This window comes from Chenggangzhangella methanolivorans (assembly GCF_042648545.1).
GTDB lineage: Bacteria > Pseudomonadota > Alphaproteobacteria > Rhizobiales > Methylopilaceae > Methylopila > Methylopila methanolivorans.
In genome coordinates this window covers 1,425,809-1,438,973 of record NZ_JBHRXS010000006.1, presented here as the reverse complement: position 1 = coordinate 1,438,973, position 13,165 = coordinate 1,425,809, and the positions used below count along the sequence as shown (strand labels likewise).

Sequence of the window (13,165 nt, the reverse complement as noted above, 5' to 3'; positions counted from 1 at the left end):
GTTCATGGTGTCGCCTCGAGTTTGCCGGACATGAAGGCCGCGATATCGTCGGCATGCATGAACCTCCGATGCAGGAGTTCGTCCGCGAGGGCCGCTAGCGCCACTTTATGGCGAGCAAGCAGGCTCAAAGCGGCGGCATAGGCGTCCTGAAGGTCTTTTTCGACCTTGGTTCGAAGGTCCTGATCTGCTCGGACCAGCCTTAAAACCTCGTCAGCAGGACCGACGAAGGCCAGCGTTTCACCAAGGCCAAAGCTTCCGTGCCGAGCCGCCGACAAGGCTGTAGCCTGTCCTAGATCGGAGTGCGGCGCGCCGCCGGCGCCTCCGTTGGCTTTGCCGCTCAGAAGCACATCAGCCGCTCGGCCCGCCAGGAGCGCTACAAGCACATCATCGATCGTAAATTTGTCCAGCACCCGAGGCGGCGGCATGAGATGCGTGACGCCGCGCTCGACATCGACACTGAGGAGACGGTCCCCCAGCAAGAGATTGGCGAGTGCGTGACCGGCTTCGTGACGGGCCGCCGTGACGAGCACGTCACCTGAAAGGGCATCGCTCGGCTTCATCGCTTGAAGCAGGTCATCGACCGTCAGACGGCGATCCAGATCACGGGCTGCCTGCTTCGCTTCGCGGACGACGCGCTGGAGGTCGGCGCCGCTCATTCCGGCCGCTCTGGCCGCGCAGGGTCGAAGTGCGTCCGTAGATAAGGCGCTCTTTACATAAAACTCGAGTATTAATAGTCTGTCAGCCTCATTTGGCAGTCCAATGCTTACGATTGTCTCCAGACGTCCTGAACGTTTGAGAGCCTTGTCGACGCGATTAAGGTTATTGCAGGCTCCGACAACGATTAGTCCAGGAGATTTAACGGCGCCATCAATTGCTGTGAGCACTGCATTTACGAAATTGAGCCACCATGAAGCACTGTCTCCATTTTCAAAATCTCGATCGACGATGGAGTCGACTTCATCGATAAAGAGAAACCCGGGCTGGTACGATGTCGCCTTATCAATTGCGCTTCTTGCGGCCTTTATAACAGTGCCGAGATGCGTGTCTCCCGACCCCATCCAATCGGAAACCGAAGTAATTACCGAAGGAATTTTCAAGCTTTTCGCGAATGATCGTGCGAATATTGATTTTCCGACGCCCGGAGGCCCGACGAGCAATGCGCCTCGGGGAAGATCCGCCAGAGTGACGTCGGGATCACCTGAACGTAAGCGCTCAAGGGTTCGCAGCGCCGCAAGTGCCCAAACTTTAGCGGCTCCGTAACCCGCCAGCTGCTCAAGGTGAGGGACCGCTTCATCGTCCTGATTTTGGCCAGCCGACAGCGACTGGAGCCTGACGAGCGTCCGCTCGATCGGAGCGCGAGGTCGGATCGCAATACAGAGCGCATCGAGATCGAGGGTGTTGAGGATCGGTACGCTTTCCGGAACGACCACAGCGCCGGTCGCCTCCGAAAGGGCCTCCGCGATAGCGCGACGATCGGGACGAGTGATCTCCAACCGCAGGTCAGGATTATCCTGGAGCGCAGGCAGAGGAGCGCTGCCAGGACTGAACACTCCAATCGCAGACGTGCCCGACAGAAGCTTGACGATCAGCGTGTCGTGGTCGGGATCGTCTTTCGGCGAGCCCGCTTTTCGCGGCGGCGATCTTTTAAAAATGAAGGGCTTCGTTGATCCTCGTCGGTTCTCGAACAGCCCGGCGATCGGCCCCATCACTGCGTTCGCCCAGACTTCCGTCGGCGTGTTGAACAGGATTATGATCTGATCGTCGAGGCATGAAGCGACCACCGCGGGGGTCAGCGCTTTTTTCACGGCGTTCTGGACCAAGATCTGCCGAAATGAGCCCGCAGTTTCCCGTTCGCCAACATCGCTGTCGGCGTCGTCAAAGATCGTCATCTAGAGAAAATTCCTTTCGCGGGTCTCGACTGCTGTCGGCCAATGGCGAGGTCAGGAGACGGAGACAGAAACGCAGATATCCGGGCTCATGGGGGTTCTAAGGTCCATCCGTAGAAGACCTTCCCCGACCATTTTGAGGACAGCCCCGACGGGGTCGTCGTGGCTTGCGATTTCAAGCGCGCAGTCTTCGAGCGAAACGCCCGGCGTTTCCCGGACGCGAGCGATAATGGCCATTCGATCTGTCGCCGTGATCCGAAGGCTTCTGCTCGTTCCGATCAGAGCACAGTTGTCGAGAAAGGCCGGCCGCCTAACCCAGCCGGCCGGCGTCAGGAGGACATGCCTCCGCGCTCGGCGGGCGTCGTGTTTTGTCGAAAGCAGGGCAGGACGCTTCTGCTCCCATGCGCGCGTTGTGGCCGCGATCAGGGTGAAGCTTCTTGTGTTCGAGCGAAGCTTCACCACGAAAGCTTCGGACGGCTGCAGCCCATGAAAGCCAGCAAGCTCCTGGACGTATTCATCGGCGCCGTCGACTTCGACTGGCAAGGCCGAAACGGCAGTGAACACCTGACGAACCAATCGCAGTAGGTCGCTGGCGTCGCGCTGCTCGCACGCGAACATGTCGCAGTCGGTCAGCTTTGGAGATACGCCTTCCATAAATCTTCGTCCCCCGGTATGGCTTGACGAGAGGAAGCGCAGCCGAGCTCAATCCCTCAAAACGACGGATCGTTTGAGGAATTCGGTTTCTTCCCGACCGCGCAGCACGGCGCCCTGCGCCACGATCACTGTGCGAGGCAGAATGGGTTCAAATCTGAGTGGATCGCCCGTAGGGAGAGAGACGACACGCATACGCCGGGCAGACAGATTGGTGCATGTTCGGTACCAGTCCTGCAATCCTAACATTCTGCATTATGCGGAAAGTATTGGGCGTGGTTAAGGCTTGCCAAATTCGTGCCGGCAGAGCGATGCTGTCTTGGTCGCAACAACAGCTTGCCGACAAAGCTGACTTGAGTAGGGATACGATCAAAGCGTTGGAAACGCCGGGTGTTCGCACTTACACGGCTACGGTGGAAGCAGTCGTAAGAGTTCTTGAAAACGAAGGCCTGCGTTTTCTTCAGGATGATCATTCCCTTGGCGTAGCGTTGGACGCCAACAATAGCCACGCCGGTTAAACGTTTTGATTGAGATGCTTAAGACATCTTGAAGCGCAGCAGGCGGAGCGCGTTCGCTGTCACCAGCACGGTCGCTCCGGTGTCGGCGAGGATCGCCATCCAGAGCGGCGTGAAGCCAAAGAGGGTCGCGACCAGGAACGCGCCCTTCAGGCCGAGCGCGAGCGTGACGTTGCTCCAGATGTTCGACAGGGTCGCCCGGGACAGGACCACGAGCTCGGCCACCCCGCCGACGCGGTCCTTGAGCAGCGCCGCGTCCGCGGTCTCGAGCGCGACGTCCGTCCCACCGCCCATCGCGACGCCGACCGAGGCCGCGGCAAGGGCGGGAGCGTCGTTCACGCCGTCGCCGACCATCGCGATCGGACCATCCTGGCGATGGTCGGCGATCGCCTCGAGCTTGGCCGCGGGCAGCAGCTCCGCGCGATGCTCGACGCCGAGCTCGGCCGCGATCGCGGCGGCGGCCCTCGCGTTGTCGCCCGTCAGCATTACGGTGCGCAGGCCGAGTTTGCGCAGCCGCTCCAGCCCCGCGGCCGCGTCCGGACGGAGCGTGTCCCTGAGCGCGACGAGGCCGAGCAGCCGAGCGCCCTCGCTGACCGCCACGACGGTGTTTCCGGCGCCCTCGAGCTCTGCCACCCGCCCAGTGGCTTCCGGCGACAGCAGGCCCTTCTCGACGGCCTGACGCGGCGATCCAACGGTGACGAAGCCAGACATCAGGCGCGCGGTCACGCCCTTGCCGGGCGTAGCCGTACCGCCGAAGGCGTTCGGGACAGTCAACATCCTCGACTGGGCCTCCTCGACGATGGCGAGACCGAGCGGATGGCTGGAGCCGCGCTCGACGGCGGCAGCCTTCGAGAGCGTCTCGTCGACGGTCCCGTCAAGCGCAACGACATCGACGACGCGCGGCCGTCCCTCCGTCAGCGTGCCCGTCTTGTCGAACGCGACCGTCTTCACGCGGCCGAGCGTTTCCAGCGCCGCGCCGCCCTTGATGAGGAGGCCACGTCGCGCTCCGCCCGCGAGCGCCGATGCGACGGCCGCCGGGGTCGAGATCACGAGCGCGCAGGGGCAGGCGATCAGCAGAACGGCGAGCCCGCGATAGATCCATGTCTGCCAGTCGCCGCCCACTAACAGTGGGGGCGCGACGATCACCAGCAGCGCGAACGCCATGGCGGCGGGCGTGTACCAGCGGCTGAAGCGCTCGATGAAGCGCGCGGTCGGCGCCTTGGTCGCCTGCGCCTCCTCGACCATGTGGACGATGCGGGCGATGGTGTTGTCCGCGGCCGCCTTCGTGATCGACACGCGGAGCTCGCCGTTGGCGTTGACGCTGCCCGCATGGACGCTCGAGCCGACCTCCTTGAAGACGGCCCGGGACTCGCCAGTGATCGGGGCCTCGTTCAGTTCGGACGCGCCCTCGACCACGGTCCCGTCGGACGGGACGCGGTCGCCTGGACGCACCAGCACGACGTCGCCGACCGCGAGTTCGGACGCCGGGACGGTCTCCACCTCGTCGCCACGGATCCGGTGGGCCGAGCGCGGCATCAGGTCGACGAGCGCCTTCACCCCCGCCCGGGCGCGGCTCGCCGCCACGCCTTCGAGCAGTTCGCCGACCGCGAACAGGAACACCACGACCGCGGCCTCCGGCGCCTCGCCGATCGCGATCGCGCCGATGGCGGCGACGGCCATCAGGGTCTCAATACTGAAGGGCGTCCCGTTGAGCGCGCCGGCGACGGCGCGCCGGGCCACGGGAACGAGCGCGACGACAGCCGCGACCACGTAGGGCCACGCCGCCCACTGCGGTTCAAGCCAAGAAACGCCCCAGGCCCCGGCGAGCAGCGCGCCCGAGGCGGGAACGAGCCTGCCCTTCGCGGTCGACCACCACGGGCCTTCGGTCGCCGGATGATCGTGACCCGCGGGGCCGGCCGCGGCCGGATCGATCGCCTTGAAGCCGAGACTGTCGACCTTGGCCCGGATCGCCTCGCGGCTGGTGCGGTCTTCGTCCACCGTGATCGACATTGAGGACGCGGCGACGCTCACCTCGACCTCGGCGACGCCCGGCAGTCGCCGCATGGCGGTCTCGATCTTCGCGGCGCAGGACCCGCAGTCCATGCCCTCGATGCGGAGCTTCAGGGCGCTCGCGGCGGCCATTTCGTCACCTCGACAATTCCGACGTGACGCACAATATGGACCCTGTAGCAACTACAGGGTCAAGCGATGTCTGACACGTTCGCGATCGGCGAGCTCGGGCGGGCGACCGACACCAAGGTCGAGACCGTCCGCTACTACGAGCGCATCGGCCTGCTGTCCCAGCCGCGGCGCACCTCGGGCAACTACCGCGCCTATGACCGCGGCCACCTCAATCGCCTGAGCTTCATCCGCCGCTCCCGCGACCTCGGTTTCTCGCTCGACCAGGTCCGTGCGCTGCTCGACCTTGCGGACCAGCGCGACCGCCCCTGCGAGGCCGTGGACGAGATCGCGCGGGGCCACCTCGCCGAGGTCGAGCGCAAGATCGCCGACCTCGAAGCGTTGCGCGATGAACTTCGCGGGATGGTGCGGCAATGCGGCCACGGGTCGGTCCGCGACTGCCGGATCATCGAGGCGCTTTCGCCCGGCGACGCACGGGCCACGGCGCCCGGTTAAGGACTCGTTGACGGCTTGCCGCCACCATCGGATCGCGGAGTCGTGGCGGCCACGGGACTTGACACCGCCCCCCGTTTCCCCGGATGCGTTGCAGCATGGACGTTCTGTCGAAGGCGAGATCAATGCGTGCCTGGCGCTTCTGCGTCCGGGTTGCGTTCGCCCTTTGCCTGGTCGTCTTCGGCGTCGGTGACGCCGTCGAGCGCAGCTTCGCGGGCCACGTGGGCCTCGACTCGGCGCTCACCTACGCGGTCTCGGCCGACACCATGGCCAGCGTCACGACCGATCATTCCGGCATCCATGTCGACGGCCAGTCCGGCGACGTGGACCTGAGCGGCCAGTTCGTCGGTCACGGCTGCCATGGCTGCGCCGCCATTCCTGAGCGGATAGCGCAGGTCGTTGCCGCGCCGAGCGCGCTCGGCTTGTCCCCGGCATGGGCCTCCGTGCCCTCGACCGCCGGGCGGGAACCCCTCGTCGACCTTCCTCCGCCTCGAGCCTGACCTGACGGAATCCGTGTCGATGCGCGCCTAGAACCGCGCTCGGTTCCGCTCGTCAGTTCATCAGGTCAGGTCATGTTTTTCAGAACCCGCGCGCTTGCGCTGGGGGTGGCGATCGCGCTGCTTCCCGCGCCGGCGACGCACGCCGCGCCGTCGTCGCGGTCCCTCACGCTGTCACAGGCGCTGTCGCGCGCCGTCGCCTCCTCCCCTGGTCTCGCCGCGGCGGATCGGGAGATTGGGGCGGCGGACGGCCGGAGCCTCCAATCCGGCGTCTTCCCCAACCCCGAGCTCTCCGCAGAGCTCGACAACGCCTTCGGCTCTAGATCCAAGCGCAACCTCGAGGCCGCCGAGACCACGCTCCAGATCAGCCAGCTCTTCGAGCTCGGCGGCAAGCGGGAGGCCCGGATGGCGATCGCCGCCGCCGACATCGACGCCGCGCGCTGGGACCGCGCCGCGACCCGGCTCCAGGTTCTCGCCGAGACGGCCGAGGCGTTCGCAAGGACGCTCGGCGCCCAGCGTCGCGTGGCGGAGCTCGAGGAACAGGTCGACGACCTCGACCGCCTGACGCCGCTGCTCCAGCGACGGGTCGAGGCGGGCGCGTCCTCAAGCGCCGAGATCTCGCGCGGCCGTCTCGCCACCGAGACGACCCGCGTCGAGCTCGCCAAGGCGAAGGCCTCGTTCCAGGCGGCGCGGCGCGAGCTGTCGGTGCTGATTGGAGAGAAGGCGCCGTCGTTCACGTCGGTCGGCGGCGACCTCTCGCGCATCGGCGCGCCGCCCTCGTTCGGCAGCCTGATGGCGCGCGCGCTGCAGACCCCGCAGCTCACGCGCTTCACGGCGGTGAGGGCCCAGCGCCGGGCGCTGCTCGCGGCCGCGCAGGCGAAGGCCGTGCCTGACATCACGGCGGGCGTGGGCTGGCGGCACTACCGCGAGGACCGCTCGAACGCCGTCATGGCCTCGCTCAGCGTGCCGCTTCCGGTGTTCGACCGGAACCACGGTGGCGTCATCGAGGCAAACGAGACACTCGCCAAGACCGAAGCCGAGAAGGCCGCGGCCCAGCGGGCCCTGACGGTGCTCGTCGGCAACGCCTACGAGACGCTTCGGGGCTCCTACGACGAGGCCCGGCTCACCCGCGCCAACGTTCTGCCCGTCGCCCGCGAAGCCTGGGACAGCATCCGCTCCGGCTACGGCGAGGGCCGCTACTCGCTGCTCGAGCTGCTCGACGCGCGCGCCGCGCTGTCGGAAGCCTCGCTCAAGGAGATCGACGCTCTCGTCTCCTTCCACTCATCGCTCGCCAGTCTCGAAGGCCTGACGGGATCCGCCCTCGTTCTGTCCCGGAGAGACAAATGACCTTCCTCAAGACCGCCTCCATGGCGGCCGCGCTCCTACTCGCCTCCGCTCCCGTTTCGCTGGCGGCGCCCGCATCGACGTCCCGCGTCGTCCCGCTGCCCGGCTACGACGGCGCGTGGGTCTATGACGGCCGCACGCCGCCGACCTGCAACGCCCGCGACGTCCGCGTCCGCCATTTCGCGGGTGATGGCCACTCCAGCGACGCCGCCGAACACGCGCACCTCGGCCACGGCCACAAGTGGTCGAAGCGCAACTTCAAGGGCTACCCGACGAAGCCGCCCTGCTACGTGCGCCGCGCCTCCGCCCAACCGGAAACCCCTGCCGACCTGGCGACCGCCGCGACCCGCAACGCCCTGTCCGGAGACCTGTCATGAGCCGATCGTTCGCACGCGACGCCGCCGTCCTCGTGGTCGGAGGTCTCATCGGGGCCGGCGGCCTCTACGCCGCTCAGCAGGGACCGTCCGCGGTCGCAACCCAGGCGCTCTCGCTCTACTCCGGTCTGATGGGAGGGGACGGCCATGCCCACGCCGAAGCCCCGAAGGCGCTTGCCGCCGCGGACGGTCACAAGGAAGGCGACGGCCATGCCCACGGCAAGGACGGCACCCATTCGAAGGACGACGGCCACGGTCACTCCAAGGACGACGACCACTCCAAGGACGATGGCCACGGCCATGGTTCCGGCAAGGACGATGGGCATGGCCATGGCAAGAACGACGGTCACGGCCACGACAAACCGAAGCCGAAGGCCGACGCAGGCGCCCCGATCCAGGTCGCGGCCGCGGACGACCACAAGGAGGGCGACGGCCACGGTCACGGCAAGGAGGACGCGCACTCCAAGGATCACGGGCACGGCCACGGGAAGGACGATGCCCATTCCAAGGACGACGGCCATGGACACGGGTCGGGCAAGGACGACGGTCACGAGCACGGCGCGGACGACGGCCATGGCCACGACAAGCCGAAGCCGAAGGCCGACGCCGGGGGCGAACCGCCCCTGAAGGTCGCGGCAGTCGACGCCAAGGACGACGGGCACGGCCACGGCGCCGAGAAGGAGGACGACGGCCACGGTCATGGGGCTCAGCTCCCCGAGGGCGTCGTCGAGCTGGGTGAGGCCAAGGTGAAGGCCGCGGGCATCGCGCTCGGCAAGGCGGGCGCCTCGACGCTCCGCGAGGAACTCCAGCTCAACGGCATCGTGCAGGCGAACCAGGAAGCGGTCGTGCAGGTCACGCCGCGCTTCCCCGGCGTGGTCCGCACGCTGTCGAAGCGCCTCGGCGACCAGGTGAAGAAAGGCGAGCTGCTCGCGGTCGTCGAGAGCAACCAGAGCCTGACGACTTACGAACTGAAGGCCCCGATGGCGGGCGTGATCACCGAGCGGCAGGCCTCGCTCGGCGAATACGTCTCCGAGCAGAAGCCCGCCTTCGTCATCACCGACCTCTCAACGCTCTGGGTCGACTTCTCGGTCTACCGCCGCGACCTCGCGAAGGTCGCGGTCGGCGAGACCGTGCGGATCGACCCCGAGGACGGCGGAGAGCCGATCGAGGCGAAGATCTCCTACCTGTCGCCGATCGGGGCCGCCGACACCCAGAGCGCGGTCGCGCGCGCTGTTATCGCGAATGACGGCCGCTTCCGGCCAGGCCTGTTCGCGACGGGCGCAATCGCGACCGCCGAGCAGTCCGTGCCGCTCGCCGTGTCGATCGACGCCGTGCAGTCGCTCGAGGGCCGCGACGTGGTGTTCGTCCGCGAGGGCGACCGCTTCGCCGCCCGCGACGTGACGCTCGGCCGCCGGGACGGACGCTCCGTCGAGGTCGTCACGGGTCTCAAGAGAGGCGAAGCCTACGCGTCGAGAAACAGCTTCGTCGTGAAGGCAGAGCTCGCAAAGGGAAGCGCGAGCCATGAGCACTGACCCGCACCAGGCCGACGCGAGCGAGTTCAAGCCGAACGGCCTGATCGAGCGCATCCTCGCCTTCTCGATCGCGCAGCGCTGGCTCGTGGTCTTTGCCTGTCTTGGCGTGGCGGCCTTCGGGGCCTGGAACTTCCTGCGCCTGCCGATCGACGCGGTGCCGGACATCACCAACGTCCAGGTCCAGATCAACACCACCGCGCCGGGCTTCTCGCCGCTCGAGGTCGAGCAGCGCATCACCTTCCCGCTCGAGACGAGCATGGGCGGGCTGCCGGACCTCGACTACACCCGCTCGCTCTCGCGCTACGGGCTCTCCCAGGTCACTGTCGTGTTCAAGGACGGGACCGACATCTACTTCGCCCGCCAGCTCGTGAACGAGCGGCTGCAGCAGGCCAAGGACCAGTTGCCCGTCGGCGTCGAGACCGCGATGGGGCCGATTTCGACGGGCCTCGGCGAGATCTACAACTACGTGGTCGACGCCAAGGAAGGCGCGAAGAAGCCCGACGGCTCCGCCTACAGCCCAGCCGACCTCCGCACGATCCAGGACTGGATCATCACGCCCCAGCTCCGCACCGTGCCGGGCGTGGTCGAGGTCAACACGATCGGCGGCTACGAGCGCCAGCTCCACGTGCTGCCGAACCCCGCGCGGCTGATGGCCTATGGCCTAACCTTCCGCGACGTGATGACGGCGCTCGCGACCAACAACGCGAACGTCGGCGCCGGCTACATCGAGCGCAACGGCGAGCAATACCTCGTCCGGACGCCCGGCCAGGCGCTCACCGCGGAGGACGTCGGGAGCATCGTTATCAACTCGCACGCGGGTACGCCCATCAGGGTGTCGGACCTCGCGGAGGTGAAGGACGGACGCGAACTCCGCAACGGCGCAGCCACGCTGAACGGCCACGAGGTCGTTCTCGGCACGACCATGCTGCTGATCGGCGAGAACAGCCGGACGGTAGCGGAGCGCGTCGCCAACAAGCTCGGCGAAATCCAGAAGTCGCTGCCCGAAGGCGTCGAGGCGCGCGCCGTCTACGACCGATCCACTCTCGTCGAGGCGACGATCGCCACCGTTGAGAAGAACCTCGTCGAGGGCGCGCTGTTCGTGATCGCGGTGCTGTTCCTGCTGCTCGGCAACATCCGCGCCGCGATCGTCACCGCGCTGGTGATCCCGCTCGCAATGCTCTTCACGATCACGGGCATGGTCGAGAACAAGGTCTCGGCGAACCTCATGAGCCTCGGGGCGATCGACTTCGGCATCATCATCGACGGCGCCGTGATCATCGTCGAGAACTGCCTGCGGCTGCTCGCCCACGAGCAGGAACGCCGCGGCCGTCTGCTCAACATGCAGGAGCGGTTCCAGACGATCCTCGCCGGAGCGAGCGAGGTCATCCGGCCGAGCCTTTTCGGCACCATGATCATCGCGGTCGTCTACCTGCCCGTGCTGACCCTCACCGGGGTCGAGGGCAAGATGTTCACGCCGATGGCGGTCACCGTCCTGATGGCCCTTCTCGGCGCGTCGATCTTCTCCATGACCTTCGTGCCGGCCGCGATCGCGATCTTCGTGTCCGGCAAGGTCAAGGAGAAGGAGAACTGGTTCATGCGGGGCGCCCGCGTGACCTACCAGCCGTTGCTCGGCCTGATGATCAAGCTCCGCTGGGTCGTGGCCCCTGCGGCGGTCGCCCTGGTCGTCGTGACCGGGATCGCGGCGTCGCGGATGGGCGGCGAGTTCATCCCGAGCCTCGACGAGGGCGACGCCGCCGTCCAGGCGCTCCGCGTGCCCGGCACGAGCCTCACCCAGTCGCTGGAGATGCAGTCGGCTCTCGAGAAGCGCCTGCTGCAGTTGCCGGAGGTCAAGGAGGTGTTCGCCCGCACGGGCGTCGCCGAGGTCGCCACCGACGCGATGCCGCCCTCGATCTCGGACGGCTACCTGATGCTCAAGCCCCGGTCGGAGTGGCCGAACCCGAAGAAGACCAAGGCCGAGCTGATGGAGGATGTGGAGAAGGCCGCGGAGGAGATTCCCGGCTCGAACTACGAGCTCTCGCAGCCGATCCAGCTCCGCTTCAACGAGCTGATCTCCGGCGTGCGGTCGGACGTCGGCGTAAAAATCTTCGGCGACGACCTCGACACGCTGCTCAAGGTCGCGGGCGAGGTTCAGACGGTGCTCCAGAAGGTGCCCGGAGCCGCGGACGTGAAGACCGAGCAGGTCACGGGCCTGCCGATCCTGACCGTGAAGTTGAACCGCTCCGCGCTGTCCCGCTACGGGGTCAGCGTCGGCGACGTGCAGGAGATCGTCGAGATCGCGGTTGGCGGCAAGGAAGCCGGGCAGATCTTCGAGGGCGACCGCCGCTTCGACATCGTGGTGCGGCTGCCCGAACGGCTGCGCACCGACATCGAGGCGCTGAAGAACCTGCCCGTGCCGCTTCCGACCCCGGACGGCAACGAGGCGCAGGCAAGCCCGGCGGTGCTTGGAGGCGTTCCCGCCTCTCGCACCCGCTACGTCCCGCTCTCCACGCTTGCGTCCCTGGAGGTGGCCCCCGGGCCGAACCAGATCAGCCGCGAGAACGGCAAGCGCCGCATCGTGGTCTCGGCGAACGTCCGCGATCGCGACCTCGGCTCCTTCGTCGGCGACGCCCAGCGGGTCATCGGGGAGCAGGTCAAGCTCCCGAGCGGCTACTGGATCGGCTGGGGCGGGCAGTTCGAGCAGCTCGTCTCGGCGACCCAGCGCCTGACGATCGTCACCCCGATCGCGCTCGGGCTGATCTTCGTCCTGCTGTTCATGAGCCTCGGCTCGTTCAAGGAGGCGGCGCTCGTGTTCTCCGGCGTGCCGCTCGCGCTCACGGGCGGGGTCGCGGCGCTCCTGATCCGCGACATCCCGCTCTCGATCTCGGCGGGCATCGGGTTCATCGCGCTGTCGGGCGTCGCGGTCCTCAACGGGCTCGTCATCATCGCGTTCATCCAGAAGCTGCGTGAACAGGGCAAGGAGCTGGTCGAGGCGGTCAAGGAAGGCGCGCTGACCCGACTCCGCCCGGTGCTGATGACCGCGATGGTGGCCTCGCTCGGCTTCGTGCCGATGGCGATCGCGACCGGGCCGGGCGCGGAGGTGCAGCGTCCGCTCGCGACCGTGGTGATCGGCGGGATCGTGTCGTCCACCATCCTGACGCTGCTCGTCCTCCCGGCTCTCTACGTCCTCTTCACGAGGCGACGGAAGTCGGACCTGGTTCCGGAACCCGGACCGGACGCAGCCGGCGGCCGCGTCGTGAGGGCCGCGGCCCTCGGCGCGGCTGCGCTCGCTCTCGCTCTGGGGACGTCGTCCCCGGCGCGGGCGCTCAACGAGGACGTGATGCGCAACGTCCTGTCCTCCGTGTTCCTCGCCCAGAACTTCACGGCCGTCTGCGTGAAGGTCGATCCCGACTTCGCCCGGGAGACGGGAGGGAAGGACGGAGACGCCTCCAAGGTCATCGCCCACATGAAGGACGAGATCCTCGCGACGATGACGCGAGAGGAGGCCGCGCAGATCGTCGTCAGCGCCGCGGGAGCCGCCCGCGCGGTCGGCCTCGGCATGATCCGCTCGCTTTCGGGCGGAACGGTCGAGGAGCAGACCGACCGTGTCAGGGCGCTCTGCGAGGGCACGGCCAAGCCGCTGGTGAAGGGCGTCGTCGAGAACCATGACGAGCGGCACGAGTTTTTCGAGCAGATGCTCAAGGACGCCCGCCAGGGCCGCGGCTGAGGACGGGACGA

General features: G+C 67.1%; 10 protein-coding genes. 7 read left to right on the top strand and 3 right to left on the bottom strand.

Annotated elements, in window-relative coordinates:
- Window positions 1–2: 2 nt before the first annotated feature.
- Together ACFOWB_RS18325 and ACFOWB_RS18320 are read right to left on the bottom strand one after the other, a co-directional pair.
- Window positions 3–1,889, bottom strand: a complete 1,887-nt coding sequence (locus tag ACFOWB_RS18325; RefSeq protein ID WP_378148713.1) for an AAA family ATPase — start codon at window positions 1,887–1,889, stop codon at window positions 3–5.
- Between the two features lie 51 nt (window positions 1,890–1,940).
- Window positions 1,941–2,540 carry a hypothetical protein gene (locus ACFOWB_RS18320; protein WP_378148711.1) on the bottom strand — a complete coding sequence of 200 codons (600 nt, stop codon included), beginning with the start codon at window positions 2,538–2,540 and terminating at the stop codon, window positions 1,941–1,943.
- Window positions 2,541–2,755: 215 nt separating this feature from the next.
- On the opposite strand from ACFOWB_RS18320, the gene ACFOWB_RS18315 reads away from it, so the two are divergent.
- Window positions 2,756–3,055 carry a hypothetical protein gene (locus ACFOWB_RS18315; protein ID WP_261403548.1) on the top strand — a complete coding sequence of 100 codons (300 nt, stop codon included), beginning with the start codon at window positions 2,756–2,758 and terminating at the stop codon, window positions 3,053–3,055.
- An 18-nt stretch (window positions 3,056–3,073) separates the two neighbouring features.
- On the opposite strand, the gene ACFOWB_RS18310 is transcribed toward ACFOWB_RS18315, so the two are convergent.
- Complete coding sequence (locus ACFOWB_RS18310; protein WP_378148709.1) at window positions 3,074–5,194, bottom strand: heavy metal translocating P-type ATPase; 2,121 nt, start codon at window positions 5,192–5,194, stop codon at window positions 3,074–3,076.
- A 66-nt stretch (window positions 5,195–5,260) separates the two neighbouring features.
- Between ACFOWB_RS18310 and ACFOWB_RS18305 the strand changes: the two genes are divergently transcribed.
- The 6 genes from ACFOWB_RS18305 to ACFOWB_RS18280 all read left to right on the top strand — a co-directional run bounded on the left by ACFOWB_RS18305 (window position 5,261) and on the right by ACFOWB_RS18280 (window position 13,154).
- Window positions 5,261–5,686, top strand: a complete 426-nt coding sequence (locus ACFOWB_RS18305) for a MerR family transcriptional regulator (RefSeq protein ID WP_261403547.1) — start codon at window positions 5,261–5,263, stop codon at window positions 5,684–5,686.
- Between the two features lie 95 nt (window positions 5,687–5,781).
- Complete coding sequence (locus ACFOWB_RS18300; RefSeq protein WP_378148707.1) at window positions 5,782–6,183, top strand: hypothetical protein; 402 nt, start codon at window positions 5,782–5,784, stop codon at window positions 6,181–6,183.
- A 72-nt stretch (window positions 6,184–6,255) separates the two neighbouring features.
- On the top strand, window positions 6,256–7,527 hold the full coding sequence (locus tag ACFOWB_RS18295; RefSeq protein ID WP_378148704.1) for a TolC family protein: 1,272 nt from the start codon (window positions 6,256–6,258) through the stop codon (window positions 7,525–7,527).
- Entirely contained in the window at window positions 7,524–7,901 is a 378-nt protein-coding gene (locus tag ACFOWB_RS18290; RefSeq protein WP_378148702.1) for a hypothetical protein, read from the top strand. Before ACFOWB_RS18295 ends, ACFOWB_RS18290 begins: the two co-directional genes overlap by 4 nt.
- Window positions 7,898–9,430, top strand: a complete 1,533-nt coding sequence (gene ihpB / locus ACFOWB_RS18285; protein WP_378148699.1) for a divalent metal ion exporter adaptor subunit IhpB — start codon at window positions 7,898–7,900, stop codon at window positions 9,428–9,430. The genes ACFOWB_RS18290 and ihpB overlap by 4 nt, the downstream gene beginning before the upstream one ends.
- Before the next feature lie 40 nt (window positions 9,431–9,470).
- Window positions 9,471–13,154, top strand: a complete 3,684-nt coding sequence (locus ACFOWB_RS18280) for an efflux RND transporter permease subunit (protein WP_378148829.1) — start codon at window positions 9,471–9,473, stop codon at window positions 13,152–13,154.
- Window positions 13,155–13,165 lie beyond the last annotated feature (11 nt).

What these genes read in the sequence shown, in the direction of transcription:
- ACFOWB_RS18325 (WP_378148713.1), bottom strand. Translation starts at nt 1,889, where the DNA reads ATGACGATCTTTGACGACGCCGACAGCGATGTTGGCGAACGGGAAACT.
- ACFOWB_RS18320 (WP_378148711.1), bottom strand. Translation starts at nt 2,540, where the DNA reads ATGGAAGGCGTATCTCCAAAGCTGACCGACTGCGACATGTTCGCGTGC.
- ACFOWB_RS18315 (WP_261403548.1), top strand. Translation starts at nt 2,756, where the DNA reads ATGTTCGGTACCAGTCCTGCAATCCTAACATTCTGCATTATGCGGAAA.
- ACFOWB_RS18310 (WP_378148709.1), bottom strand. Translation starts at nt 5,194, where the DNA reads ATGGCCGCCGCGAGCGCCCTGAAGCTCCGCATCGAGGGCATGGACTGC.
- ACFOWB_RS18305 (WP_261403547.1), top strand. Translation starts at nt 5,261, where the DNA reads ATGTCTGACACGTTCGCGATCGGCGAGCTCGGGCGGGCGACCGACACC.
- ACFOWB_RS18300 (WP_378148707.1), top strand. Translation starts at nt 5,782, where the DNA reads ATGGACGTTCTGTCGAAGGCGAGATCAATGCGTGCCTGGCGCTTCTGC.
- ACFOWB_RS18295 (WP_378148704.1), top strand. Translation starts at nt 6,256, where the DNA reads ATGTTTTTCAGAACCCGCGCGCTTGCGCTGGGGGTGGCGATCGCGCTG.
- ACFOWB_RS18290 (WP_378148702.1), top strand. Translation starts at nt 7,524, where the DNA reads ATGACCTTCCTCAAGACCGCCTCCATGGCGGCCGCGCTCCTACTCGCC.
- ihpB (WP_378148699.1), top strand. Translation starts at nt 7,898, where the DNA reads ATGAGCCGATCGTTCGCACGCGACGCCGCCGTCCTCGTGGTCGGAGGT.